General features: G+C 40.7%; 26 protein-coding genes, 1 riboswitch and 1 other annotated feature. Of the genes, 17 read left to right on the top strand and 9 right to left on the bottom strand.

What is annotated here, in order from left to right:
• Positions 1-19: 19 nt before the first annotated feature.
• Entirely contained in the window at positions 20-1,036 is a 1,017-nt protein-coding gene (locus tag ACIQXV_RS25860) for an ABC transporter substrate-binding protein (RefSeq protein ID WP_402964034.1), read from the bottom strand.
• Between the two features lie 131 nt (positions 1,037-1,167).
• Between ACIQXV_RS25860 and ACIQXV_RS25855 the strand changes: the two genes are divergently transcribed.
• Both ACIQXV_RS25855 and ACIQXV_RS25850 read left to right on the top strand, forming a co-directional pair.
• Positions 1,168-1,962, top strand: coding sequence for an alpha/beta hydrolase family protein (locus tag ACIQXV_RS25855; RefSeq protein ID WP_402964031.1), 795 nt, complete (start codon positions 1,168-1,170; stop codon positions 1,960-1,962).
• A gap of 57 nt (positions 1,963-2,019) precedes the next feature.
• On the top strand, positions 2,020-2,262 hold the full coding sequence (locus ACIQXV_RS25850) for a DUF2584 domain-containing protein (RefSeq protein ID WP_402964028.1): 243 nt from the start codon (positions 2,020-2,022) through the stop codon (positions 2,260-2,262).
• A gap of 61 nt (positions 2,263-2,323) precedes the next feature.
• Here the strand turns inward: ACIQXV_RS25850 and pckA are convergent, their stop codons facing one another.
• The gene (gene pckA / locus ACIQXV_RS25845; RefSeq protein ID WP_402964025.1) at positions 2,324-3,910 is read right to left on the bottom strand and encodes a phosphoenolpyruvate carboxykinase (ATP); all 1,587 of its coding nucleotides are present in this window, start codon (positions 3,908-3,910) and stop codon (positions 2,324-2,326) included.
• Positions 3,911-4,173: 263 nt separating this feature from the next.
• Positions 4,174-4,312: riboswitch (SAM riboswitch) on the top strand.
• Positions 4,313-4,513: 201 nt separating this feature from the next.
• Here pckA and metK point away from each other — a divergent pair.
• Together metK and asnB are read left to right on the top strand one after the other, a co-directional pair.
• On the top strand, positions 4,514-5,713 hold the full coding sequence (gene metK, locus ACIQXV_RS25840) for a methionine adenosyltransferase (RefSeq protein ID WP_402964022.1): 1,200 nt from the start codon (positions 4,514-4,516) through the stop codon (positions 5,711-5,713).
• Positions 5,714-5,973: 260 nt separating this feature from the next.
• Positions 5,974-7,878 carry an asparagine synthase (glutamine-hydrolyzing) gene (gene asnB / locus ACIQXV_RS25835; RefSeq protein WP_402964019.1) on the top strand — a complete coding sequence of 635 codons (1,905 nt, stop codon included), beginning with the start codon at positions 5,974-5,976 and terminating at the stop codon, positions 7,876-7,878.
• A 229-nt stretch (positions 7,879-8,107) separates the two neighbouring features.
• Here the strand turns inward: asnB and ACIQXV_RS25830 are convergent, their stop codons facing one another.
• Positions 8,108-8,620, bottom strand: coding sequence for a gamma carbonic anhydrase (locus ACIQXV_RS25830; RefSeq protein WP_402964016.1), 513 nt, complete (start codon positions 8,618-8,620; stop codon positions 8,108-8,110).
• Positions 8,621-8,738: 118 nt separating this feature from the next.
• On the opposite strand from ACIQXV_RS25830, the gene ACIQXV_RS25825 reads away from it, so the two are divergent.
• Entirely contained in the window at positions 8,739-9,542 is an 804-nt protein-coding gene (locus ACIQXV_RS25825) for an alpha/beta hydrolase (RefSeq protein WP_402964013.1), read from the top strand.
• Positions 9,543-9,560: 18 nt separating this feature from the next.
• Positions 9,561-10,643 carry a tetraprenyl-beta-curcumene synthase family protein gene (locus ACIQXV_RS25820; RefSeq protein ID WP_402964010.1) on the top strand — a complete coding sequence of 361 codons (1,083 nt, stop codon included), beginning with the start codon at positions 9,561-9,563 and terminating at the stop codon, positions 10,641-10,643.
• A gap of 22 nt (positions 10,644-10,665) precedes the next feature.
• Here ACIQXV_RS25820 and mnmM read toward each other — a convergent pair whose 3' ends face one another.
• Both mnmM and mnmL read right to left on the bottom strand, forming a co-directional pair.
• The gene (mnmM, locus tag ACIQXV_RS25815; protein ID WP_402964007.1) at positions 10,666-11,238 is read right to left on the bottom strand and encodes a tRNA 5-(aminomethyl)-2-thiouridylate-methyltransferase MnmM; all 573 of its coding nucleotides are present in this window, start codon (positions 11,236-11,238) and stop codon (positions 10,666-10,668) included.
• Complete coding sequence (mnmL, locus tag ACIQXV_RS25810; RefSeq protein ID WP_402964004.1) at positions 11,235-12,194, bottom strand: tRNA modification radical SAM protein MnmL/YtqA; 960 nt, start codon at positions 12,192-12,194, stop codon at positions 11,235-11,237. Before mnmL ends, mnmM begins: the two co-directional genes overlap by 4 nt.
• Before the next feature lie 206 nt (positions 12,195-12,400).
• Here mnmL and ACIQXV_RS25805 point away from each other — a divergent pair, with 206 nt between their 5' ends.
• From ACIQXV_RS25805 to ACIQXV_RS25765, 9 genes are all read left to right on the top strand, one after another.
• A complete protein-coding gene (locus tag ACIQXV_RS25805; protein ID WP_402964001.1) occupies positions 12,401-12,664 on the top strand; it encodes a YtzC family protein in 264 nt (87 codons plus the stop codon).
• Positions 12,665-12,680: 16 nt separating this feature from the next.
• Positions 12,681-12,845: a glycogen biosynthesis protein GlgD gene (locus ACIQXV_RS25800; RefSeq protein ID WP_402963999.1), complete on the top strand. Its 165-nt coding sequence runs from the start codon at positions 12,681-12,683 to the stop codon at positions 12,843-12,845.
• Between the two features lie 386 nt (positions 12,846-13,231).
• Positions 13,232-14,047, top strand: coding sequence for a hypothetical protein (locus ACIQXV_RS25795; protein WP_402963996.1), 816 nt, complete (start codon positions 13,232-13,234; stop codon positions 14,045-14,047).
• A gap of 105 nt (positions 14,048-14,152) precedes the next feature.
• Entirely contained in the window at positions 14,153-14,665 is a 513-nt protein-coding gene (locus ACIQXV_RS25790; RefSeq protein WP_402963994.1) for a NapC/NirT family cytochrome c, read from the top strand.
• Between the two features lie 2 nt (positions 14,666-14,667).
• The gene (locus tag ACIQXV_RS25785; RefSeq protein WP_402963991.1) at positions 14,668-16,119 is read left to right on the top strand and encodes an ammonia-forming cytochrome c nitrite reductase subunit c552; all 1,452 of its coding nucleotides are present in this window, start codon (positions 14,668-14,670) and stop codon (positions 16,117-16,119) included.
• A 165-nt stretch (positions 16,120-16,284) separates the two neighbouring features.
• The gene (locus tag ACIQXV_RS25780; protein ID WP_402963988.1) at positions 16,285-16,470 is read left to right on the top strand and encodes a hypothetical protein; all 186 of its coding nucleotides are present in this window, start codon (positions 16,285-16,287) and stop codon (positions 16,468-16,470) included.
• Between the two features lie 41 nt (positions 16,471-16,511).
• Entirely contained in the window at positions 16,512-17,705 is a 1,194-nt protein-coding gene (locus ACIQXV_RS25775; RefSeq protein WP_402963985.1) for an MDR family MFS transporter, read from the top strand.
• 156 nt (positions 17,706-17,861) lie between these two features.
• Positions 17,862-18,086: a binding site (T-box leader), on the top strand.
• A 41-nt stretch (positions 18,087-18,127) separates the two neighbouring features.
• Positions 18,128-20,545, top strand: coding sequence for a leucine--tRNA ligase (gene leuS / locus ACIQXV_RS25770; protein ID WP_402963982.1), 2,418 nt, complete (start codon positions 18,128-18,130; stop codon positions 20,543-20,545).
• A 59-nt stretch (positions 20,546-20,604) separates the two neighbouring features.
• Complete coding sequence (locus ACIQXV_RS25765) at positions 20,605-20,910, top strand: rhodanese-like domain-containing protein (RefSeq protein ID WP_402963979.1); 306 nt, start codon at positions 20,605-20,607, stop codon at positions 20,908-20,910.
• 43 nt (positions 20,911-20,953) lie between these two features.
• Here ACIQXV_RS25765 and ACIQXV_RS25760 read toward each other — a convergent pair whose 3' ends face one another.
• The 3 genes from ACIQXV_RS25760 to ACIQXV_RS25750 are packed head-to-tail and all read right to left on the bottom strand — an operon-like array spanning position 20,954 to position 22,753.
• The gene (locus tag ACIQXV_RS25760) at positions 20,954-21,478 is read right to left on the bottom strand and encodes a ferric reductase-like transmembrane domain-containing protein (protein ID WP_402963976.1); all 525 of its coding nucleotides are present in this window, start codon (positions 21,476-21,478) and stop codon (positions 20,954-20,956) included.
• Between the two features lies 1 nt (position 21,479).
• Entirely contained in the window at positions 21,480-22,358 is an 879-nt protein-coding gene (locus tag ACIQXV_RS25755) for an FAD:protein FMN transferase (protein ID WP_402963973.1), read from the bottom strand.
• Complete coding sequence (locus ACIQXV_RS25750; protein ID WP_402963970.1) at positions 22,358-22,753, bottom strand: hypothetical protein; 396 nt, start codon at positions 22,751-22,753, stop codon at positions 22,358-22,360. Before ACIQXV_RS25750 ends, ACIQXV_RS25755 begins: the two co-directional genes overlap by 1 nt.
• Positions 22,754-22,884: 131 nt before the next feature.
• Here ACIQXV_RS25750 and ACIQXV_RS25745 point away from each other — a divergent pair, with 131 nt between their 5' ends.
• Entirely contained in the window at positions 22,885-23,070 is a 186-nt protein-coding gene (locus ACIQXV_RS25745; protein WP_283919851.1) for a sporulation protein Cse60, read from the top strand.
• 192 nt (positions 23,071-23,262) lie between these two features.
• Positions 23,263-23,841: a DUF2087 domain-containing protein gene (locus ACIQXV_RS25740; protein ID WP_402963966.1), complete on the top strand. Its 579-nt coding sequence runs from the start codon at positions 23,263-23,265 to the stop codon at positions 23,839-23,841.
• 108 nt (positions 23,842-23,949) lie between these two features.
• Here the strand turns inward: ACIQXV_RS25740 and ACIQXV_RS25735 are convergent, their stop codons facing one another.
• On the bottom strand, positions 23,950-25,230 hold the full coding sequence (locus ACIQXV_RS25735) for a BaiN/RdsA family NAD(P)/FAD-dependent oxidoreductase (RefSeq protein WP_402963963.1): 1,281 nt from the start codon (positions 25,228-25,230) through the stop codon (positions 23,950-23,952).
• Between the last annotated feature and the right edge of the window lie 72 nt (positions 25,231-25,302).

The raw sequence follows: 25,302 nt of genomic DNA, 5'->3' as shown, positions 1-25,302 counted from the left end.
AAACGGCCTCCCTTTCCTATTATTTTTTAATGACTTTTTCAGCAATCTCTGTGTTGACAAGCGTTTTATGATCAACTTCTTTTGGAAGCTCTCCCGCTTCCCTCATGATACTCTGAAGATTGTTCCATTCTTCTTCGTCTAAAATCGGGTCTGCTGCAAACGAGCCTTGGCTCTTATAGCGCTCGACAACCGTTGTCATGATTTCAAGGTCTGTATCAGGGAAATATGGTTCAACCGCTTTAGCAATTTCCTCAGCACTATGGGATTCCACCCATTTTTGTGCCTTGTAAACGGCTCTTGTGAATTTTTCAATTGTTGCTTTATTTTCTTTCATAAAGCTTTCTTTCGCCATAAAGGTGGTATATGGGACATGGCCGGATTCTTTTCCAAAGGAAGCAACAATATGGCCTTTTCCTTCTTTTTCAAAAATACTGGCCGTGGGTTCAAATAATTGCACGAATTCTCCTGTGCCTGAGGCAAAAGCATTGGCGATATTCGCGAAGTCGATATTTTGGATTAATTTTAAGTCCTGATGGGGGTCAATGCCATGTTTTTTCAAAACAAACTCACCGACCATTTGCGGCATGCCGCCTTTACGTTGACCTAAGAACGTTTTTCCTTTTAATAGATCCCATGAGAAATTGTCGATTTTATCCCTGGCAACTAGGAATGTGCCGTCGGTTTGGGTTAGTTGTGCAAAATTGATGACCGGATCATTTGCGCCTTGAGCGTAAACATAAATGGATGTTTCTGATCCAACTAGGGCAACGTCTGCTCCACCCGAGATAAGGGCTGTCATTGTTTTATCGCCACCAGGAGTAGTCGTTAGGGTGACATCCAACCCTTCAGCCTTGAAAAATCCTTTTGCCAGTGCAACATATTGCGGTGCATAGAAAATGGAACGGGTCACTTCTGCAATACGAACTTTTTCCAATTTCTTTGTCTCTGTTTTGGAATCAGTGTTACAAGCGGCTAATGAAAACATGAGAATAGCAATGAGAAGAAAGGAGAAACTGAACTTTAACGATTTTTTCATAAAATGAACCTCCTTCAATACCGTTAAGAAATCTGGGCTATTTGCCTAAGATATCGTATGAAAAGTAGAAAAATATGTGAATGCCCAGTTATAATAAATTTTAATAAGTTTGATAAAGGAAGGATTGGCAGATGAAGATAAATAATGGGGAAATCCTTGAACACATACGCTTTCCTTCGCCAAATCCTAATGTTGAATTAACGGTTATTACCTATTTTTCAAATGGATTAAGGGTGAAAGGGCTGCTTGCGGCACCGATTGGTAATGAACCGATGGATGGGTTCCTATATTTACGCGGCGGCATTAAAAATGTTGGAAAGGTTCGTCCCGCCCGAATTGCCCAGTTTGCTTCAGAGGGTTTTATTGTATTTGCGCCTTTTTATCGTGGCAATCAAGGCGGGGAGGGGAATGAGGATTTTGCCGGGGAAGACAGAGAGGATGCATTTTCTGCTTATTTGCTGTTGAAATCTATTTCTAGGGTACGTAAAATCCATATCTTTGGTTTCTCACGCGGCGGTGTGATGGCGCTGTTGACAGGGATCCAGTTCCCCGAAGCAGCATCTGTTGTTACCTGGGGCGGAGTTAGTGACATGACCCTAACGTATGAGGAAAGGAAAGATCTACGGAGGATGATGAAACGGGTTATTGGCGGTACCCCTGAGAAGTTTCCGGAAAGTTATCAGAAGCGGACGCCATTATTTGAACTGGAAAGATTGGCTGCACCTGTCCTAATTATTCATGGGGTAATGGATCATAATGTTTCCGTGGAGCATGCCTATCGTCTTGAAAGAAGGCTTAGAGTCCTGGACAAACCGGTTGAATGCTGGTATTTTGACGAATTTACTCACTATTTTCCGCCTGCAGTGAATAGAAAAGTCGTTGAGGATTTATCAAAGTGGATGAAAAACCATAGCAAAAGATGGTAATATATAGTTAATAGTTAATAGTTAATAGTTAATACAAGCAGAGGAGCGGATTTTTTTATGGGTATGCCTCTTGAATTGAATACCATGATTGTGACAAAAGGCAGGGAGAAAAGAGTAGGGGAAAATCTTTTTGTGCTAGTAAAGGAAGGATACAGGCTCTATCCGATTGAAATTCCCATTGATGTAAAGAAAACGATGGACAGTGATTCAAGCGGATCCGCATTGATTAAAAAAGTGGAATGGGAAAACAACAGTACAACGCTAACCTATCAATTAGTATCATTAAATTCGACGAACTAAGCAGGCAGGCCTGTGGACATAAGAAAGCCCATATCCAATTGATATGGGCTTTTGCGTATATTTAAACAACAGGGCCGCCTTTTTCTTCAATTTCGGAAGATACATCATTAAACTTCTTGAAGTTTTCACGGAACTTTCCGGCAAGTTCCTTTGCCTTCGCCTCATAGGCCGCAGGGTCTGCCCATGTTTTATTCGGCTGCAAGACTTCATCTGGTACACCGGCAATATGAAGTGGAATATTTAAGCCGAAAATTTCATCTTTGACTGTTTCGACATGGTTGAGTTCGCCTTCGAGAGCGGCTTGCACCATTGCTCTTGTATAGGAAAGTTTCATCCGGCTGCCGACTCCATATTCTCCGCCAGTCCAGCCTGTGTTCACTAAAAAGACATTGGCATTGTGTTCCAATATTTTTTCACCAAGCATTTCCGCATAACGGGTCGCAGGAAGCGGCAGGAATGGTGCACCAAAGCAGGTGGAGAAGGTGGCTTCAGGTGATGTTACACCACGCTCAGTTCCGGCAAGCTTTGACGTGTACCCACTTAAGAAATGGTACATGGCTTGTTCTTTCGTTAATTTTGAAATTGGAGGCAGCACACCAAACGCATCTGCAGTTAAAAATACAATCGTGTTTGGATGACCGGCAATGCTGGGCTGAATAATATTATCAATCGCTTCCATAGGGTAGGCCGCTCTCGTGTTCTCGGTCAATGTTCCATCATCATAATCAGGGATTCTTGATTCTTGATTTATTGTTACATTCTCAAGGACTGTTCCAAAGCGAATTGCGTCAAAGATTTGCGGTTCCTTTTCACGCGAAAGATTAATGCATTTGGCATAGCACCCACCTTCAACATTAAAGACCCCATTGGATGACCAGCCATGCTCATCATCACCAATCAACCGTCGATTAGGATCGGCTGATAAAGTGGTTTTCCCTGTTCCGGATAAACCGAAGAATAAGGCAACATCGCCTTCAAGACCGACATTCGCAGAACAATGCATTGAAAAAATATTATTTTCAGGCAGCAAATAATTCATGACTGAAAAAATGGACTTTTTCATTTCCCCAGCATACTCAGTGCCGCCGATTAAAACAATTTTCCGTTCAAACGAAATGATAATAAAGGTTTCCGAGTTCGTACCATCAACAGCAGGATTGGCTTTAAAATTGGGTGCAGAAATAACCGTAAATCCGCCATCATGTGAAAGTAACTCATCTTCAGATGGGCGAATGAATAACTGATGTACGAATAAATTATGCCACGCATATTCATTGACCACCTGGATGGGTAAGCGGGATTTTTTATCAGCTCCAGCAAAGCCTTTAAATACAAAAATTTCATTTTGTTGTTTTAAGTACTCAAGAACCTTATAATATAGGCTAGTGAACACCGCTTCAGAAATTGGCTGATTCGTCGGTCCCCAAGCAATTTTATCTTTCGTTGCCTCTTCCATCACAATAAATTTATCCTGCGGTGAACGACCTGTATATTTGCCAGTAGAGACGCGAACGGCTCCCGTTGCGGTTAACGTTCCTTCATTGCGGGTTAAGATTTTTTCGACTAATTGGGGAACGGATAATTGTAATTGAGCATTACTTTCTTGTAAAAGTTGATTTAATTCATTTGGAATATGAACAGAATTCATTTACGGAAACCTTCCTTTATTTTGGTTTTTATTATCATAATATTGATAAATAGTATAACACATTTAGAGAAATAGTCTACACTATTAAATGAATTTAGGTTACATTTTATACATTATTCAAATAATTTATAATCAGTCATGACAATAATTTAGATTATGAATAAATAATGAAATCTTCCTTCCTCTACTCCCTGAAAATTTCTTGAAAAACTTATTGACAGTACTCATCATTTTAGCGTATCATTCTGATTTGAACGGATACTCTCTTATCCCGAGCTGGTGGAGGGACAGGCCCAATGAAACCCAGCAACCTGCAATACGAAAAGAATGACCGCTTAACAGGTCCTTTTCAAATGCGAAGGTGCTAATCTGACGCAAGGCTTCAGCCTTGAACGATAAGAGTGAAAGGCCCGGAACAACCTTTCCTCATTATGGTAAGGTTTTTTGTTTTGTATAAGTCCTTTTATGAAAAGAGTTTCTAATAAAAATCCTTTGTTTATTTCATACTAAGGGAATGAGTACCGTATCAATTCACGAGGTTCGAGAAGTATTCCTGTAACCTTCATAAAACCTCGATGATCTCATATGATAGGAGGAATTCAGATGTCAACAAAACGTCGTTTGTTCACTTCTGAATCAGTAACTGAAGGTCATCCGGACAAGATCTGTGACCAAATTTCTGATTCCATTTTAGATGCCATTTTAGAAAAGGATGCAAATGCCCGTGTTGCTGCTGAAACATCGGTAACAACCGGATTAGTTCTAGTTGCCGGCGAAATCACGACTTCTACTTACGTGGATATTCCAAAGATTGTTCGTGAAACGGTTAAAGGTATTGGTTACGATCGTGCTAAATATGGCTTTGATTCCGAAACTTGCGCTGTGTTAACTTCCATTGGTGAACAAAGTCCTGACATTGCCATGGGTGTTGATCAGGCCCTTGAAGCACGTGAAGGATTAATGTCAGATGAAGAAATCGAAGCAATTGGAGCAGGTGACCAAGGCTTAATGTTTGGTTTTGCTTGTAATGAAACCAATGAGCTTATGCCTCTTCCAATTTCACTAGCACACAAGCTTGCTCGCAAATTAACAGAGGTGCGTAAAGATAAGGTTCTTGAGTACCTTCGTCCAGATGGGAAAACGCAAGTAACCGTTGAGTATGATGAAAATGACAAACCGGTTCGCATTGATACCATCGTTATCTCAACTCAACATAATCCGGAAGTAGGGTTAGAGCAAATTCAACGGAACTTGAAGGAATATGTCATCAATCCGGTTGTTCCACAAGAACTTATTGATGAAAATACAAAATATTTCATTAACCCAACAGGCCGTTTCGTTATTGGCGGGCCACAAGGGGATGCCGGTTTAACTGGCCGTAAAATTATTGTTGATACGTACGGTGGCTATGCTCGCCATGGCGGCGGTGCCTTCTCCGGTAAGGATCCTACAAAAGTTGACCGTTCTGCTGCCTATGCAGCACGTTATGTTGCTAAAAACATCGTTGCAGCTGGCCTTGCTGACAAAGTCGAAGTTCAGCTAGCCTATGCCATTGGTGTGGCACGCCCAGTTTCGATTTCTATTGATACGTTTGGCACTGGAAAGGTAAGTGAAGATGTTTTAGTTGATCTTGTAAGTGAAAACTTTGACCTTCGCCCAGCAGGAATCATTAATATGCTTGACCTTCGCCGCCCAATCTACAAGCAAACAGCTGCATACGGCCATTTTGGACGTACAGATGTTGACCTGCCTTGGGAGCGCACTGATAAAGCAGAGGCTTTACGCGGGCAAGCAAATTTATAAAATAGAAAAGCGAAAGCGCCTCGGCGCTGCAGCTAGGCAATAAAAGCAGTGGGAGTTGCATATTTAATGTAACTCCCGTTTTTATTTTTTCGTCTATTTTCTTGTTCAGTAAATGGTTAACTGGAATAAAATGTTTAAGTAGGCCAAAAGAAGTGAAAACTGAAGATACTTTAATTTCCTATTGTTCACAGTGCATTTTTTATAAAAAAAGTGGTAGTATTAGAGAGGTTTTATTTTTAATGGAGTAGGTGAGGTACATAATGTGTGGTTTTATCGGTTGTGTACACGACAAAACACAAAACTATAGTGACAAGCAAAAACAAGAATTTAAAAATATGAATGATATTATCACCCATCGCGGACCGGATGATGATGGCTTTTATTATGATGATCATATTCAATTTGGTTTTCGCCGCTTGAGTATTATTGATATTGAGAGCGGCCATCAGCCGTTAACGTATGAAAATGAACGCTACTGGATTATTTTTAACGGTGAGGTTTACAACTATGTTGAGCTACGTGAAGAACTTCTTAAAGAGGGCTTATCATTTGCGACGAGCTCCGATACAGAGGTCATTATCGCCCTTTATAGTCATTTAAAGGAAAAAGCGGTGGAAAAACTGCGTGGGATGTTTGCCTTTACCATTTGGGATAAGCAAGAACAGACGCTTTTCGGGGCACGCGACCCGTTTGGAATCAAACCGTTTTTCTATTTTGAAGACGGCGAAAGAACGTTCTTTGCTTCTGAGAAAAAGAGTATTCTGCTGGCATTAGAAAATGATGTTTTAAATTATGATTCCTTGCAGCACTATTTGACCTATCAATTTGTTCCTGAACCGAATACGTTGTCAGAGGGAATTCACAAGCTTGAGCCTGGTCATTATTTTACGAAGAAAATCGGCTCGGCTATGGAAATCAAACGATATTGGAAGGCACAATTTAAGCCGGTACAGAAATCTGAAGATGAATTTGTTAAAGAAATTCGCGACATCCTTTTTGATTCAGTTGAAAAACATATGCGCAGCGATGTTCCGGTTGGCTCCTTCCTTTCCGGTGGAATTGACTCTTCGATTATTGCGTCAATTGCCAAACAATATCACCCTGCCATTAAAACGTTCTCTGTTGGTTTTGATCACAATGGCTTTAGTGAAATTGATGTTGCCAAAGAAACTGCCGAAAAGCTTGGTGTGGAAAATATCAGTTACGTGATTTCACCAGAAGAATATATGACTGAAGTGCCAAAAATCATGTGGCATATGGATGACCCGCTTGCTGACCCAGCCTGCGTACCGCTTTATTTTGTTGCTCGTGAAGCCCGTAAACATGTAACTGTTGTTCTTTCAGGTGAAGGAGCCGATGAACTATTCGGCGGTTACAATATTTACCGTGAGCCGCAATCATTAGAGGTATTTAATAAAATCCCGCGAGTAGGAAAAGTGCTTTTAAAAGGGATTGCTGGCATGATGCCAGAAGGGATGAAGGGGAAAAGTTTTATTGAACGCGGCGTAACCCCGATGGAAGAGCGTTATATTGGGAATGCAAAAATGTTTTCAGAAGAAGAAAAGCGCGATCTTTTAAATGTTTATCATGAAGGATTGAATTATTTAGATGTAACAAACCCACTTTACAGGGAATCGAAGGGATACGACCCGGTTGACCGGATGCAATATATTGATATCCATACATGGATGCGCGGTGATATTTTACTTAAGGCAGATAGAGTCACAATGGCCCATTCGTTAGAACTACGAGTGCCATTCCTTGATAAGGCTGTGTTTGAGGTCGCATCGAAAATCCCGACTAGCTTGAAAACAGCAAATGGGACAACAAAGTATATTTTACGAAAAGCAGCAGAAGGAATTGTGCCTGCACATGTACTTGATCGGAAAAAGCTTGGTTTTCCAGTACCAATTCGTCACTGGTTAAAGAATGAAATGAACGATTGGGCGAAAACGATCATCCGTGAAAGTAACACAGATCATTTAATCAATAAAACATATGTCTTGAGATTGCTTGAAGACCATTGCCAAGGAAAAGCTGATAACAGCCGGAAAATATGGACCGTTCTTATGTTTATGGTGTGGCATCAAGTATATGTAGAGGATGTTTATTCTTTTCAACGGGATTATGCCTTACAAAAAGAATTGCAAACGTTGAAGCAATAAGAAAAGCGGAAGCGCCCTGGTCAGCGGCGTATGGCCTGGAGCGCTCCAACTGAGATAAAGGAAACACGGAGAGCCGGAGGCGATTCGATGTTGACTTATCGTAGGGCGGAGAGCGAAGGACACTAGCCGCTAGGGCGCTGGAGCTGGACAATTCTCAAAGTCGAAATTTATACTTACGTAACTTGTAATATGAAAGCACCCATCCGGTTGATGGGTGCTTTTCAAATTTTTATGACTGCAAAGACTTATAATATTGACCCTTCTCGGCATATTGTGTATAAATGCGTTCCATTTCTTTTTTATCCTCTGAAGTCAATTCTCTAATAACTTTAGCTGGTCTGCCAAATGCTAAAGTATTAGGGGGTATTTTTTTCCCTTGAGGTACAAGACTCCCTGCGCCAATAAATGCACCTTCACCGATTTCAGCATTATCAAGAATAATCGAGCCCATCCCGATTAATGCTCTTTTCCGGATAATACAGCTGTGAAGGATCACCTGGTGTCCAATCGAGACTTCATCTTCTAAAATTAGCGGGTTATTAGGGCTTTGGTGTAAGATAGAGTTATCTTGAATATTTACTTTATTGCCAATCTTCGTTGGTGCGACATCACCTCTTATACTTGAGTTAAACCAGACACTGGAATGTTCGCCAATTTCGACATCGCCAGTAATGGTTACATAATCGGCAATAAATGCGGTCTCAGCAATTAACGGATATTTATTTTTATAGGGGTAAATCATCGGGTTCGCTCCTTTTTGCATGATAGTACTATTTTATCGATGAATAAAGCGATTTTCAAAAAAATTCATCTTATTTACGAAAACAATTGCTTATTACTTTTTTCTAGGGGGATAAAATATGTGGAAGTGGGAAGCTGAAGGGGAAGCAAAGGCGGTAATCGTAATCGTTCATGGGGCAATGGAACACCATGGCAGATATGGCTGGCTGATTGAAATGTGGCGGTTATCCGGCTTTCATGTCATCATGGCCGACCTTCCAGGGCAAGGCATGACAACAAGATCCCGCCGCGGCCATATTGATTCCTTTGATGAATATATCATTGAGGTAAAGGATTGGGTTCAAGCTGCCTACCGCTATGAACTGCCGGTTTTTTTGGTAGGACATAGTATGGGGGGCTTGATTTCCATCCGCTTATTACAGGAAGAACGATTGAATATTGCAGGTGTGATTCTATCATCCCCCTGTTTAGGACTTGTTCATACTCCATCTAAATTCTTAGACACCATGTCACATCTTTTAAATATTGTTTATCCTTCCTTAAGGATGAATTCTGGATTAAGCGTCCAGATGGCAACAAGAAATGAGGACGTAAGGGAAGCCGATTCCAATGATACACTTTACGTGACAAAGATTTCTGTCAGATGGTATCGTGAACTTGCAGGTGCGATAAAACAGGCCTTTGTAAATCTTGAGAAAATACAGGATATCCCGATGCTTGTGATGCAAGGCGGGGATGATCAGATTGTGAATAAAGCAACGGTGAAAGAATGGTTCAATCATGTTCCATTATCGGAAAAAAGGTTTAAGGAATGGCCTAAATGCTATCATGAAATATTTAATGAACCGGAGCGTGAAGAGGTTTTCGAATACGCAAAGGATTTTGTTAACAGTCAATTAAAAGCAATAGGATACATTGTATAGAAAGGTTTGATCTAATCCATGATGCCAATCACCCTCATGTCCAGGGTCTATCGCAAAATACTTCCAGCAGTCCATCAAGAATTGGCTTATTGGAGAAGCCGTGCTGAAAAAATTCCGAACCTTGAGCTAAGAAATCAGGCGCTCGCCAGTATCGAGCACAAAACCTTTCACTGTGAAGGTGGAGCCATCCTTGCGCTTACGGCTGGCGAGCATTATAAAAAAGCAATTAAGTTTATCGTTGCCTATCAAACCATCAGCGACTACTTAGATAATCTGTGTGACCGGAGTACGTCCCTTGACCCCAATGATTTTGCTGCCCTGCATGAATCGATGTCAGATGCCCTTGTTCTCCATGCCGATGAGAAAAATTATTACCGCCTCCGTTCGGATCAGGATGACGATCAGTATTTGCATGATTTATCGGAAACCTGCCGCACCGTTCTAAGGGAGTTAGAGCATTATGATATCATAAAAGACTATCTTCTTGAGTTATGCCAGTACTATTGTGATTTACAAATCCACAAGCATGTCGTGAAGGAGGAACGGGTACCGCGACTGGAAAATTGGTTTCATCACTACCAAGACAGTCTGCCTGAAATGGAATGGTATGAATTCTCGGCCTGCTCCGGTTCCACACTGGGGATCTTTTGTTTAATCTCCTATGCGCTGCGTGAGGATTTTCAGGCGAGCGATGCTGAAAATATTCGGAACGGATATTTTCCCTATATTCAAGGATTACATATTCTTTTGGATTATTTTATTGACCAGGAAGAGGACATTGCGGGAGGCGACCTGAATTTCTGTTCCTACTATAAAAGCGAAGAAATTCTTTTCAATCGCTTAAAACATTTCGTGACGGAGGCTGACAGGCACACCGAATATCTTCCTCACAAAAAGTTCCATCAGCTTATTAATCGCGGTCTGTTAGGGATTTACCTTTCGGATGTAAAGGTTCGAAAACAGAAAAATGTCCGCAAATTAGCAAAAGGAATTATTAAATCCGGTGGCTGGATCAGTTATTTCTTTTATTTTAATGGACTTGCCTACCGTTCGTTTCAAAAATCAATACCTGCATTTGTAACAAGATTATTGGCAAAATAAAAAACCAGGCATGTCCTGGTTTTTATCGTTTTTCTATCGCAATGATAAACGGTGGGTTATTTTGTTGATTAATAAATTGATATTGCAGGACATGAGCCGTTTTTTGATCCAATTGTTGGCAGTATGAAAGGAGTGAATCCCTTTCTATCGCACCTTGTTCGTGCCCGTGGTATATCACAAGGACGATGATCCCCTCAGGTGCCATCATTATCAATAACTGTTCGATGGCGGCAATTGTCGTATCAGGAAGGGTTACTATCATTTTATCGCTGCCCGGCAGATAGCCTAGGTTAAATATCGCTCCTGTGATTTTACCATGATCATTAGTAGGAATCTTAGCTGCAAGCTTTTCATGGCCTTCATGGAAGAGGGTGACCCGCTCTAAAAGATGATGCTCTGCTAAGCGCTTCCCAGATGCCGCAATGGCTTCTTCTTGAACATCAAAGCCGTAGACTTTCCCGGTTTCCCCAACGAGCTCTGCTAAAAATGCGGTGTCATGTCCATTCCCGACAGTCGCGTCAACCACAACGTCACCTGGTCTAATCGCTTTATCGAGTAAATTTTTCGCAAATGGAAGTATACGCTCCATTTTCATCGGTTCAAAGTCCCTTGAAAAAACTTTCCCTGCCAGCTGTCTCTTCGCTTAAGTTCTGCATCAATGGCATTCAATACTTCCCACTTATTTACACTCCACATCGGTCCGACCATCAAGTCGATCGGGCCATCACCGGTGATGCGATGGACAATCATTTCCGGCGGTAAAATTTCCAATTGATCACATACTAAATTTACATAGTCCTCTTGATTAAGAAATTCAAGCATTCCCTTTTCATATTGTTTGACCATTGGCGTGCCTTTTAACAAGTGGAGCAAATGAATTTTAATTCCTTGTACGTCTAATTTAGCGACTTCACGCGCCGTTTCCATCATCATGTCATACGATTCAAGCGGCAATCCATTAATAATATGGGAGCATATACGAATCCCATGCTTTCTTAATTTGTTTACCCCTTCAACATAACATTGAAAATCATGCGCACGGTTGATCAGAAGTGCAGTGCGCTCGTGAACAGTTTGAAGCCCGAGCTCAACCCATAAATAGGTGCGCTCATTTAATTCCGCTAAATACTCGACAACATCATCTGGAAGGCAGTCCGGCCGGGTTGCAATTGACAAACCAACAACGCCATCCTGCTTGAGCACTGTTTCATACTTTTCACGAAGGATATCCACCGGTGCATGGGTATTTGTGAATGCTTGGAAGTAGGCCATGTATTTGCCGTCTTTCCATTTCGTGTGCATTTTTTCTTTAATCTCATTGAATTGTGTTTCCAGGGTTTCCACACGGTTCCCGGCAAAATCACCAGAACCGGCAGCACTGCAGAAAGTACAACCGCCATGTGCGACCGTACCGTCACGGTTCGGACAGTCAAAGCCGCCATCTAGTGCCACTTTAAACACCTTATGGCCAAATTGCTGGCGTAGGTGGTAATTCCATGTATGGTACCGTTTATCATCTGATGCATATAGAAAAGGTTTAATCTGAAGCATTCAGAAAACCTCCTTTTTAAAATAATGAACATAAAATCAATTTTATCATGAAGCGATAGCCTTATCCAAATGTAATTGTTTCAAGCATTTTTCCATCATTTATCCAACTGTTTGTGTAATAGGAAAAAGAGTTGAGAACACAATAAGAAGTGAAGCAGTTTGCTTCATAATGAGGGATTGTGCCCTAACATCAAGGAGGTTCTTAGATGGCTACTCGCGACTCAATGAACGATTTAATGCAGCAGGTTGAGGATGCAATTCGCTATGCCGAGGAACAATACAAACAAAGCAGCCTTCAAGAGCATTATAATGACGATAATTATACAAATGCGCTGCAACAGCTGGAGGAAACCTATCAGGATATTGCCAAAATGGCTCATAGTGCGAATTCGCAGCAGCGCGAACAACTCCATAGAATGAGACTGCAGCTTCAGCAGCTGCAGAATTCGATGATTTTAGAAGAGCAATAAAAGGAGGAGAAGCTTTTTGAAAAAGCGTTCAAAGCAGCAAAACCCTGAACAAACAACTAGAAATGGCATTAACAATCAAGATCTCGAACTGGGACAGGATGTTGATCTTGTAAAACAAGCAAAACAGAAATATGAAAAATCAGGCGGTCAGCCTGTAAAATCAAAAATGCATCAAGAATAATAATACTTATCAAATCCCTCAACATTTTCGTTGAGGGAATTTTTTTGATTATTTTTTACAAATTTTTTTATTTGAAAATCTGGCTGAAGTTAATCATAACAAGCCTCTCAAGACCCTATAGATCAATTTCTTAATAAAAACAATATGAAAATAGAAGAAAAATCTCGTTCACAGATTGGAAACAAGTGATGTTTTATATGTGATGTTGGTCACAGATGGAGATTTTTTTTCTGGTTTAAATAAGGTATGGAATAGAAAATTTCATTCCAAAACCTCCACTTTTTGTTAGGAAAACCATATTGGTTAACCCTAGCACTTTTTTTAGAACTTCATGTGAATATGTTCACATTTTATCCGCAAATTTTCCTAGCAAAGGAAGTAAAAAAATGAAAAAGTACTTATTAATTTTTAGCATTGTCTTTACCATACTGTATCCTGCGACTAGCTTTGCAGAAAATAATCCTATTTTGAGCATGGAAGAGCTGACGATTCAAGTTATGCCGGAGTATGCCTATCACCCAAACGATCAAAAGAAAGACCATGCACCACTGTTAATTGGATACCAGGGATCGATGGTAAATAATACCGTCCAGCCTCAGAAGGGACAAATCGAAATTCCCCTTCCGATGGAGGAAAAGAATTTTCGGATTGGCTATGTTGCCGATTACTCAAGTGATTTACGAAAGTCCTATGAAATTGAATATGTGATTGACCGTGAGAAAGGAACGATTTCCTGGACAACAAGTGAAGAGATTGCGCCAAAGGAGCGGTATAAGTTTGTCATTGAGTTTTATTCAGACAGTCTAAAGGTTAAGAAAGAAAAGAAATCGTTATCGTATCAGTTTAAAAGTTTTGCTGATATAGGGCTGGTCAATGTGTCCTTTACCGAACCGTCCAAGGCAAAAAAGCTGAAGCTCACACCAGCACCGGAAGAAAAACAGAATCATGGTGGCGGCGATAATACCTTCTCATATCTATTTCAAGATGTAAAAGCAGGTGAAGAAAAAAAATTCACTTTAACATATGAACGCAGCGAGACGAAACCAACTACAGAACTAACGAATAATAAAAACTCTGGGGATCTAAAAGAAGATAATAAGAAATCCACAAGCCTTGCCGTCGGAGCATTTAGTGGGATAAGCGTCCTAGCAGCTGGTGCATTGACAGTAATAATCAGAAATCGAAAGACAAAGCAGCAATAAACAAAAGCGATTTCAATTGGCGTGGTTCATTTGGGATTAAGGTATCTAAAAGGTACTTTAATAAATAAATAGAGAGATTAAAGATATTTTATGGGAGGTGAAAAAATGTTTAAAAAGCTTTTAAAGATGAACAAAAAGTTTTTAGTTGTTTTAGCCCTGCTCATTGGCGTGTTTTTATCATTTTCAACAGTGAAAACAATGGCTTACTTGGATTCACCAGGTTTTTGTCAAAACTGTCATACGATGAAATCCGTCTATACTTCATTCTTGGATTCCACACATTCGGATTTGCAGTGTAATGACTGCCATTTGCCGCATAAGAGTGAGGTTGGAAAATTATTTTTCAAAGGCCGTGCCGGGATGACGCATATTTATTTCAACACACTTGGAACAGAGAAGATACCGGATGTGATTGAAGCAACAGAGCGTACGAAAAGCATTATGAATGACAACTGTATCTCCTGCCACGAGAGTACGGTAAACAATGTATCACATGATGCCAAGGATAGTTGTATCTCCTGTCACAAAACGGTACCACACGGGAAAGGCTTTAAAGATGATCATTATAATAAGCCACCTGTATCAGGAGAGTTATTAGAAAATAAGGGAGGATTTTAAGAATGGGAAGGTTCCGATATGGGGCATATCTTCTCCTGCTTGCATTCGTGTTAATTATCACTGGCTGCGGCAACGATTCCGGTGACAAAACAGCTTCAGCAGCAGGCAAGAAGACGACAGGCCTTTCAGCAGATGAAATAAGTAATGAAGCATTCAAGGACTTATTTCCGCTTCAATATAACAGCTACAAGAAAAACGAAAAGATGGAAGATACCAAATACAATGGTTCGGTAAAACGAAGCAAATACGATGCGGATAAAGAGCCATTACTGCCAATCCTATTTAATGGCTATGGTTTCGCCACTGAATACAACGAAGACCGCGGCCACATTTACGCATTAGAAGATATCCGTAATGTCAAACGGATTACCGACAAGTCAGTTGGGTCCTGTTATACATGTAAATCAACCGCTGTGCCAAAAATGATTGAAGAAATGGGCGACAGTTACTGGGGCGCTAATTTTAACAAAGATATCTGGCCTAAAGGCGAAGCGATGGGCCACTCGCCAATCGGATGCTCTGATTGTCATGATCCGAAAACAATGGATTTACGTGTTACCCGTCCAAGTCTATTTAAAGCATTGGAAGCAAAGGGTGTTGATGTTTCAAAACCAACGAAAAATGAAATGCGCAGCTATGTTTGCGGCCAATGCCATGATGAATATTACTTTGCTGCCAATAATAGTGAAGTTACCTATCCATGGACTAAAGGCTTCAAGCCGGAAGAAATGTATGAATACTATAATACAATTGCCAAGGAAAATGGTTTTGAAAAAGACTGGATCAGTAATATTTCCGGAACGCCAATGTTAAAGGCACAGCATCCTGAATTTGAAACCCATTTATCTGGAACGCATGGTAAGGCAAATGTATCCTGTGCCGATTGCCATATGCCATATGAACGTGTCGATGGAAAAAGAAAGATTTCGTCTCACTGGTGGACTTCACCACTTAAGACGATGCAAACATCTTGCGGACAATGCCATGGTGACCGTGATTTAGATAAATTGAAAGACCGTGTTCTTGAAATTCAAGAGGCAAACGTAAGCGGATTACATGATGCACAAGATATTTCAACTTCTGCCCATTACTATGTGAACAAGATGATAACCTCTGGTGTGAGTGCGGATAAAATCAAAGAGGCGCAGGAATTTGTCCGTAAGGGCCAATGGTTCTGGGATATCATTGCTGCTGAAAACTCTTCAGGCTTCCACAATCCACAGGGTTCAATGGATTCTTTAAGGATTTCAATTGAGCAGTCAAATAAAGCGATTCGCCTTGCAACGGAAGAGCTCGTGAAAAAAGGCGTCAACATGGAAGAGCTTGATAGCGAAATTGAAAAGGCGAAAAAAGCTGTTGCCGATGAGAAAGTGAATGAAAAGAAAAAAGACCAAGCAGTTAATAGTTATTTCCCTGCTCAGGCACCAGTTGTACCAGCAGTTCCAAAAAAATAGACCCTTTCCATTTTTATATTCTTATTCGTCCCGCCAAGAAGGAATAAGAAATTGGGAAAGAGTCGTTGAACAAGTTTTTGAAAGCACTGTATTCCTTTGGGGAACAGTGCTTTCTTTTGTTTATTTTGACAAATTTATGGCAATGAGTCAATTTGTAGGCTTCAAATGTGGGTTGGCGGAATTAATGGTGAAGTTGGCGGAATTCCGTCCGAGTTTGGCGGAATTAATTTGAAAGTTGGCGGAATCCGACCCAAGTTTGGCGGAAATCCTGCAAAAAGCCGCGGAAATATATCCCTGCGAAATTTGGAAATACAAAAGCATTGCACCTTATCAGGAAAACAGCTAAAATAACCAAGGTAATCGAAATAGTTAATGATAAAGGAGCGTTTTTCATGCCACGTGCCTTATGGCTTTTAATCATCGGGATGGCAGTGAATGTAATAGGCTCTTCTTTTTTATGGCCTTTAAATACAATCTATATTCACGATCATTTAGGAAAGTCCCTTTCCGTTGCAGGGATTGTCCTCATGCTCAACTCGGGAGCAAACGTAATTGGAAACCTTTATGGCGGCCATTTATTCGATAAAATTGGCGGCTATAAATCTATAATAATGGGAATTGCTATTTCCCTATTCGCCCTTGTCGGCCTATCTATCTGGCATGACTGGCCACAATATGTCGTTTTCCTTACTATCACCGGCTTTGGAACAGGAATTATTTTTCCATCGATGTACGCAATGGCGGGTTCAGTCTGGAAAGAAGGCGGGCGTAAATCGTTTAATGCTCTTTATGTCGCACAAAACCTCGGGGTTGCAGTGGGTGCGTCACTTGGCGGAATCGTAGCAGATTACTCTTTCCAATTAATCTTCTTAGCGAACACCATCATGTATGTAATCTTTCTATTAATCGCTGTATTTGGATATAAGGGAATCTTGGTAGAAAATGCAATCCATGACCAAAAAGAAAAAGCAATAACCGTTGTAAAAAGCAAAGCAAATCTGCAGGCATTACTGATTGTTTGTGGAGGATATTTGCTTTGTTGGGTTGCTTATAGTCAATGGACAACAACGATTGCCTCTTACACCCAGGAAATCAATATTTCATTGACACAATATAGTTTACTTTGGACGATAAATGGAGCCATTATCGTCCTCGGGCAGCCAATATTAAATGGTGTGCTAAAACAACTTTCCGCATCACTAAAGATGCAAATCCTAATTGGAATTGGCATCTTTATCGTTTCATTTTTAGTTGCCGGAAAAGCGAGTGCATTTTCAGGCTTCTTGGTTGCTATGATCATTTTAACTATTGGTGAAATGTTTATCTGGCCTGCCGTGCCGACAATTGCTTTCGATTTAGCCCCTAAAGGGAGAGAAGGCTTTTATCAAGGTATCGTCAACAGCACCGCAACCGGCGGAAGAATGGTTGGTCCATTACTAGGCGGAATAATTGTAGATATGTATAGCATGTCCGCATTATTTTTCGTTTTGATTGGCCTATTCCTCATCGCAATCGTCACCACACTTATGTATGATCGCGGATTAAAAACAAAAATGGTGTCAGGCACCGTTCGTGGACAAATGTAGCATTTGTCCATGTGGGAAGGACAGTGATGGTTTTGCATCATTGTCTTTTCTTTTTGAGTTTAAAAGCAAGAAATTTGGTCTACCATGAAATTAGACACAAGTTTACTTGCAACCCGCCGAAAAATTTAATACAATAACCGTAATACTTTTTATATTAGAAAAACAGTGATCAGGAGTAGTAGTGGTCAATACCCGAACCTATAGAGAGTTGACGGCAGGTGGAAGTCAACCGGGTACATCATGAACTCGCCTTTGAGTTGCAGGCATGAAGGAACAGTAATGCTTGCCGTTTTCCGCGTTAAGGATGAATGAAGCGAGTGCATAGATGCACTAATGTGGGTGGTACCGCGGGAAGATACATACAATCCTCTCGTCCCGTTTTGGGATGAGAGGTTTTTTATTTTTTTTAGGAGGAAAACAATATGAGTTTCGACCATCAGCAAATTGAGAAGAAATGGCAACAGAAATGGGAAACAGAAAAGACATTTAAAACAAGTGAAGAATACGATAAACGGAAATTCTACGCGTTAGATATGTTTCCATATCCTTCAGGGGCGGGACTGCATGTCGGACACCCGGAAGGCTATACAGCAACAGATATCTTATCTCGGATGAAGCGGATGCAGGATTACAATGTACTTCACCCAATGGGCTGGGATGCATTCGGACTGCCGGCAGAACAATATGCATTAGATACCGGAAACGACCCGGCGGAATTCACTGAGAAAAATATTAACACCTTCCGCAGACAAATTAAAGCACTTGGATTTTCGTACGACTGGGATCGTGAAGTCAACACGACAGACCCTGAATACTATAAATGGACGCAGTGGATTTTTTTAAAGCTTTGGGAAAAAGGGCTTGCCTACATTGATGAAGTAGCCGTGAACTGGTGCCCGGCACTTGGAACTGTTTTAGCAAACGAAGAAGTAATCGACGGTAAGAGTGAACGCGGCGGACACCCGGTTGAACGCCGCCCGATGAAGCAATGGATGTTAAAAATTACCGCTTACGGTGACCGTTTACTTGAGGATCTAGAGGAATTAGATTGGCCGGAAAGCTTGAAAGAAATGCAGCGCAACTGGATTGGCCGCTCTGAAGGTGCCGAAGTAACCTTCGAAATTGATGGACATGATGAAACCTTTACCGTTTTCACTACTCGTCCAGATACATTATTCGGTGCAACCTATGCTGTTCTTGCTCCAGAGCATGCTTTTGTTGATAAAATTACTACAGCTGAAAAACGGACAGCAGTTGATGCGTATTTAGATAAAGTGAAAACGAAAAGCGACCTTGAGCGTACAGATCTTGCGAAAGAAAAAACAGGCGTATTTACGGGTGCATATGCAATCAATCCGGCAAATGGCGAAAAAATGCCTATCTGGATTGCCGATTATGTTTTAGTAAGCTACGGAACAGGTGCTATTATGGCCGTACCAGCTCATGATGAACGAGATTATGATTTTGCAAAAGAATTTAATTTATCAATCAAGCCAGTTGTTGCCGGCGGTGATGTGGAAAAAGAAGCCTACATAGGTGACGGTGAACACATCAACTCCGATTTCTTAAATGGCTTAAATAAAGAAGATGCGATTTCAAAAATGATTTCCTGGTTAGAGGAAAAAGGCATTGGTACGAAAAAAGTAACGTTCCGTTTACGCGATTGGTTGTTTAGCCGTCAGCGTTACTGGGGCGAGCCGATTCCAATTATCCATTGGGAAGATGGAACAATGACAGCTGTTCCTGAAGATCAGCTTCCATTGATGTTACCAAAAACGAAAGATATCAAACCGTCTGGAACCGGTGAATCACCACTTGCCAATATTGCTGATTGGGTAAATGTGGTTGATCCGAAAACGGGTAAAAAGGGCCGCCGGGAGACCAATACGATGCCACAATGGGCCGGCAGCTGTTGGTACTATTTACGGTATATTGATCCAAAGAACAGCACGGCACTGGCTTCAGCCGAAAAATTAAATCACTGGTTACCGGTTGATATTTACATTGGCGGTGCCGAGCATGCCGTGCTTCACTTGCTATATGCCCGTTTCTGGCATAAATTTTTATATGATATCGGTGTTGTTCCAACAAAAGAGCCATTCCAAAAGTTATTTAACCAAGGAATGATTTTAGGTGAAGGCAATGAAAAAATGAGTAAGTCAAAAGGAAATGTTGTCAATCCTGATGATATCATCGACAGTCACGGTGCCGATACACTTCGATTATATGAAATGTTTATGGGGCCGCTTGACGCCTCGATTGCGTGGTCGACAAACGGTTTGGACGGTTCCCGCCGCTTCTTAGATCGAATTTGGCGCTTATTTGTAGAAGAAGATGGTTCATTAAGCCCAAAAGTCCAGTCAACAGATGAAGCTTCAAGTTTGGAAAAGGTATATCATCAAACTGTGAAAAAAGTAACTGAGGATTATGAAGGCTTACGTTTTAATACCGCAATTTCACAAATGATGGTTTTCATTAACGAAGCCTATAAAGCAACAGTACTGCCTAAGGATTACGTAAAAGGATTTGTAAAAATGCTCGCACCTGTTAGTCCGCATATTGCTGAAGAACTTTGGGAAAAGCTTGGACACAGCGGCACGATTTCCTATGAGGCATGGCCTGCATATGATGAGGCAAAACTGGTTGATGAGGAAGTCGAAATTGTCATTCAAGTTAATGGCAAGGTAAAAACGAAGCTTATGGTGCCTACGGATGCTAGCAAAGAAGCATTAGAAGGAATCGCAATGGATGATGACCGTGTGAAGGAACAAATTGAAGGAAAAACGATTCGCAAAGTTATTACCGTTCCAGGTAAACTTGTAAATATCGTAGCTAATTAATAAAATAAGAGCATCCTCCTGTTTAGTCGGGGGGATGTCTTTCTGAAGGGATGATTGGGATGGAAGAAATTCAAACGATTACACCAGAAGAGTTACAAAAGAAGCTTGAGGCAGGGGAGAAACTCGAGCTTGTCGATGTGAGAGAGGATGAAGAAGTAGCAACTGGCATGATTCCAGGAGCAAAGCATATTCGCATGGGGGAAATCCCTGTTAACCTCGACTATTTTGATAAGGATAAAGAATATATTTTTATCTGCCGTTCTAGTGCCCGCAGCGGGAATGTTTGTTATTACCTCCAAGATCAGGGCTATAAAGTCCGTAACATGGTTGGCGGTATGATGAAGTGGACAGGAGAAACGAAATAACCGATTCCATTTTTGGAATCGGTTTTTCATTGCCTGTTTATTATCATGATACGCTTAGCTTCTGATCCTTTTTTTGCAGCATAACTCCCATAATGAATAATGGAACAATATTCACAGCGGCGATCACAACCCCTTGAAAGTCTGTACCAATAAATAGGCCGTGTACTGTAACTAATATATATAGAATTGGATTCAAGGCGTGTAATTTTCGCCATTTTTGATAACCAATTTTCTTTCGTGCCTTTGAAGTTACTACCGTTATGATTAAAAAATACAATGATAAAGCCCCCATCGCCATTGGCAAGGGTTTATAGTCGGTGTTAAACGGTATGAGGATCTCAAACCATTGGAACGAAATATACGAATCGATCAGTAAGAAACCGACATGTCCCAGGACAAGATAGAGAGCCCAATTTGACAATGACTCATGTAAAACTAGTGATAACGTAACCTTTTGTTTCCGCTTTTTCTGAACCTGAGTGTATAGTCCAATGATGACAGATAGATAAAGTAATAGATATGCAACCGTACCTGTTGCCCGAATAATATACCATTCAAACATCTCCATGTTATTCGCCTCCTCTCCAAATATCTCCCTCTTTATTGATTAACACGGCACGAATGCCTTTTTTTGCGACCCACTCCCGACCGTAATTTTCTCCTAGGAGAAGAACCGTTTTTGCCCAAACATCGGCTTCTATTGCAGTTCGGGCAGTTACGGTTGCCGATACAATGTCGCTTTCAGACGGTCTTCCTAATTTAGCGTCAATCAGGTGATGCCGCCATTCACCATTCACAAGCCATTTTCTTTTCTTCGTGGTAGAAGTTGCCACAGCACCGTTTTCTATTTGAATAGAAGAAATCATATTCGACGATTCAAATGGATTCTCAATCCCGATGTTTAACGGCCGTGGTAAAGAACCAAATATCCGAATATCGCCGCCAACATTGATAAACCCATAGCCCATTTCCGCTAACAAAAGGGAAGTACGGTCGATGACCCAGCCCTTAGCAATGCCGCCGAGGTCGATTTTTGAATGTAAAATAACGGCCTGTTGCTTTTCATTAAGAGTATATGTTTGTGATTGAGCCGCCGACGCTGTTGAACGGGCAGGTGTTTCTATTTCACGGTCTCTTATGAATTCAATTGATTTTGCGTAGCCGTTGTTTTCTAGGGCAGATAAAATACTAGGATTAAAAATTCCTCCAGTATCTTTATAAAACTGGTCTGCCTCGGATAGGATTAAGAACATTTCGCTAGAAACGGTAACCTCTTTCCCTACTTGTTGATTCAATTTTGATAGTTCACTATCAGTGCGAAAACGACTGCACGTAATCTCTACCAATTCAAATTGCTTATAAATCGGCATCATTTCATTGGCATAAAGTTCCTGACTAATCGAGATTTGCACCATCGTACTCATGGAATTAAATTGATAGTGATACATTAGGTTCCACCTGTAGTGGTATCAAAGCCATGATGATGCCCGGATGAGCGGCCTCCGCCATTCGAAAATTGATCCTGCTGTTGATTGCTGCTGCCAGATGACTGCCCGCCATTATCGTAATCGTTACCAAACGCTTGATCATTTTGATTAAATTGTGAGGGACTATCGCCACCCCAGGAATCGTCGGAATTTTGTCCCGGTCCTTGACCTTGTTGTATGTTATACCTATCTTGTTCCTGCTGATTAGTATTAATACCAGGTTGTTGCCCTTGATTGAATGTCATTTTATTGTCAGTCTTATCTCCGTTTGATAATCCGAGATAAGAGACCATCCCAGCTACGAGAGCCAAACTGCCAAAGCTGACTCCCCAAGTGATTTTCTGTTTTTTATCCATTGAAATGCTCCTTTTAAAATTGACTTCAAAAGGAAGTTTACAAGTTCAATCTTAAAATAATCTTAACTTCTTTATTTTTAAAATTCTGAAAAACTGTCAATAATGATAGTAAAAAAGAGAGGAAGAGTACTGTGATTCAGGTAAAGTTGTTTGATCGGGAGCATGAAAAGGATTTGGAAAAGGAAATGAATCGCTTTTTAAGAGGGATTGATGAAAAGAGTCTATTAGATATTAAATATAATGTAGCAGCGATGACAGAGGAAGAAGAGGAAGAGCAGATTTACTGCTTTTCGGCGATGATTATTTACAAGGCCTAATATTACATTTGAGGGCTCCATTTGAGGTTTTAAAACCGTAAAATGACATTGAAAATGGCGTGTAAACTGGAAACAGTTTTAGCACGCCATTTTTTTTATTAGAAATTAATAAAAATTATTTTACCTCTTGTTTATGAAAGGGAATTCGATTAATATCTAATTAGATACTTATTAAAGTAGGTGAATTACTGGATGCAATTAAACAAAATTGTTGAATTTCATAAAGCATTAGGTGACCTTACACGAGTTCGTATTATTGCTTTGCTCAGGCAAGGTCCATTGAATGGGCAAGCGATTGCTGAGAAGTTAGGACTTAAGCCGCCGACAATTACCCACCATATTGCGAAGCTGCGTGATGTTGGAATGATAAAAGAGCGCCGTGATAAAAATACAATCTATTTTTCTCTAAACACAAAAATATTGGAGATTAGTGCTAAGGGCATTTTAACTGTTGGAACGGGAGGCGATCCAAATATGGAAATGTCGGTTACTGAAGAGGAGCGTTCAGCCATTATCAAAAATTTCGTCACAAAAGATGGAAAACTGAAAAACTATCCTGCCCAAAGAAAGAAAAAGCTTGTTGTACTTGCGCATATAACCAAAGGATTAGAATTTGGGAAAATCTATCAAGAGAAAGAAATCAATGAATATTTAAAGCAATTTCATGATGATTATGCAACATTAAGACGCGAGCTCATTATGTGTCAATATATGTATCGAGAAAACAATCAATATGAGCTAAATCCGGTGGAGTTATGGTGGTTGAGTTAAAGGGTGTCACCCGGTACCCGATTTTTAGGAATATTCCCCTATATTTAAAAGAAAAAAAGCGTGTGAATTCACACGCTATTTAATGTGTTATTTTCGAAATCGGAACCTTTAATATGAAATCTGGTCTTTTTTCGCGGACAATGCAGCATTGGTTCCGGCGAGCCTGCCGGTAACGAGGGCAGAGGTGATATTATAGCCACCGGTGTACCCATGAACATCGAGAATTTCACCGCAAAAATATAACCCATCCATTACTTTCGAGCCCATTGTTTGCGGTTCGATTTCTTTAACAGATACACCGCCCCCTGTCACGAATGCCTTTTCAAGGGGCAAGGTACCATTTACTTTAACCGAGAATTGCTTGCAGCTTTTTGCAAAACTGCGAATTTTTTCATTGGAAATGGTACCGCCTTGTTCAGATGGGTCGATCCCATTTTGTTCTAATAGAAAGAGTAGATACCGTTCAGGAACGAGACCTTTTAAGGTGTTTTTAATACTTTTCTTTGGTTCGCTTTTTACAAGTTTAACGATTTCTTGAAAAATTTCTTCTTCCCGTTTGTCCGGCAAGACATCAAGGCTCATCGTCACTTCTTTTAAATTCCACTTCTTCATCGCTTTCACAACAAACTGGCTGCAGCGTAAAACAGCCGGGCCGCTTAGACCAAAATGAGTAAACAGCATATCCATACGATGCGTAATAATCGGCTTGCCTTTTGGATTCAAGACACTTAAATTAATGTCTCTTAAAGATAAACCTTGAAGTGATTTATTTTTGATAAAAGGTTCATTAGACGTCACGGGCACTTCGGTTGGGAACAGCTCGGTAATCGTGTGTCCGGCTTTCTTCGCCCAGGCATAGCCGTCACCGGTCGAACCCGTATGGGGAACCGATTTACCTCCAACTGCAACCACTATGGATTTAGTGGATATTTTTTGTCCATCTTTACATATGACAGCTGCAACAGTTCCATTTTCATAAATTATATCAGCAACGGGACTATTTTTGAAGATTCTCACGCGGAGCTTTTCTAATTGTTCTAAAAGCGCATCGACAACCGATTGCGCTTTATTCGAAACCGGGAACATCCTCCCGTGATCTTCTTCCTTTAAAGCGACACCCAGTTTTTCAAAGAATTTAATAATATCTTCATTACTAAAAATAGAAAAAGCACTATATAAAAACTTCCCGTTTCCTGGCAAGTGTTTAATGATTTCTTCGACAGGCAGGCGATTTGTGACATTGCAGCGTCCGCCTCCGGAAATCGCCAGCTTTCGGCCAAGCTTGTCTCCTTTATCAATTAACAGCACCTTTGCCCCTTTTTCACCGGCAGCAATAGCCGCCATTAACCCTGAAGGACCGCCGCCAATGACAATTACATCGTACTCCATATTTCCACCAACTTTATATTAATCATCCCTTCATTATAAACATATCTTGTGAAAATAAAACGAAAACCGTCG

Source organism: Neobacillus sp. NPDC097160, assembly GCF_044762155.1.
Taxonomy (GTDB): domain Bacteria; phylum Bacillota; class Bacilli; order Bacillales; family Cytobacillaceae; genus Neobacillus.
This window is presented reverse-complemented; position numbering and strand designations above follow the sequence as displayed.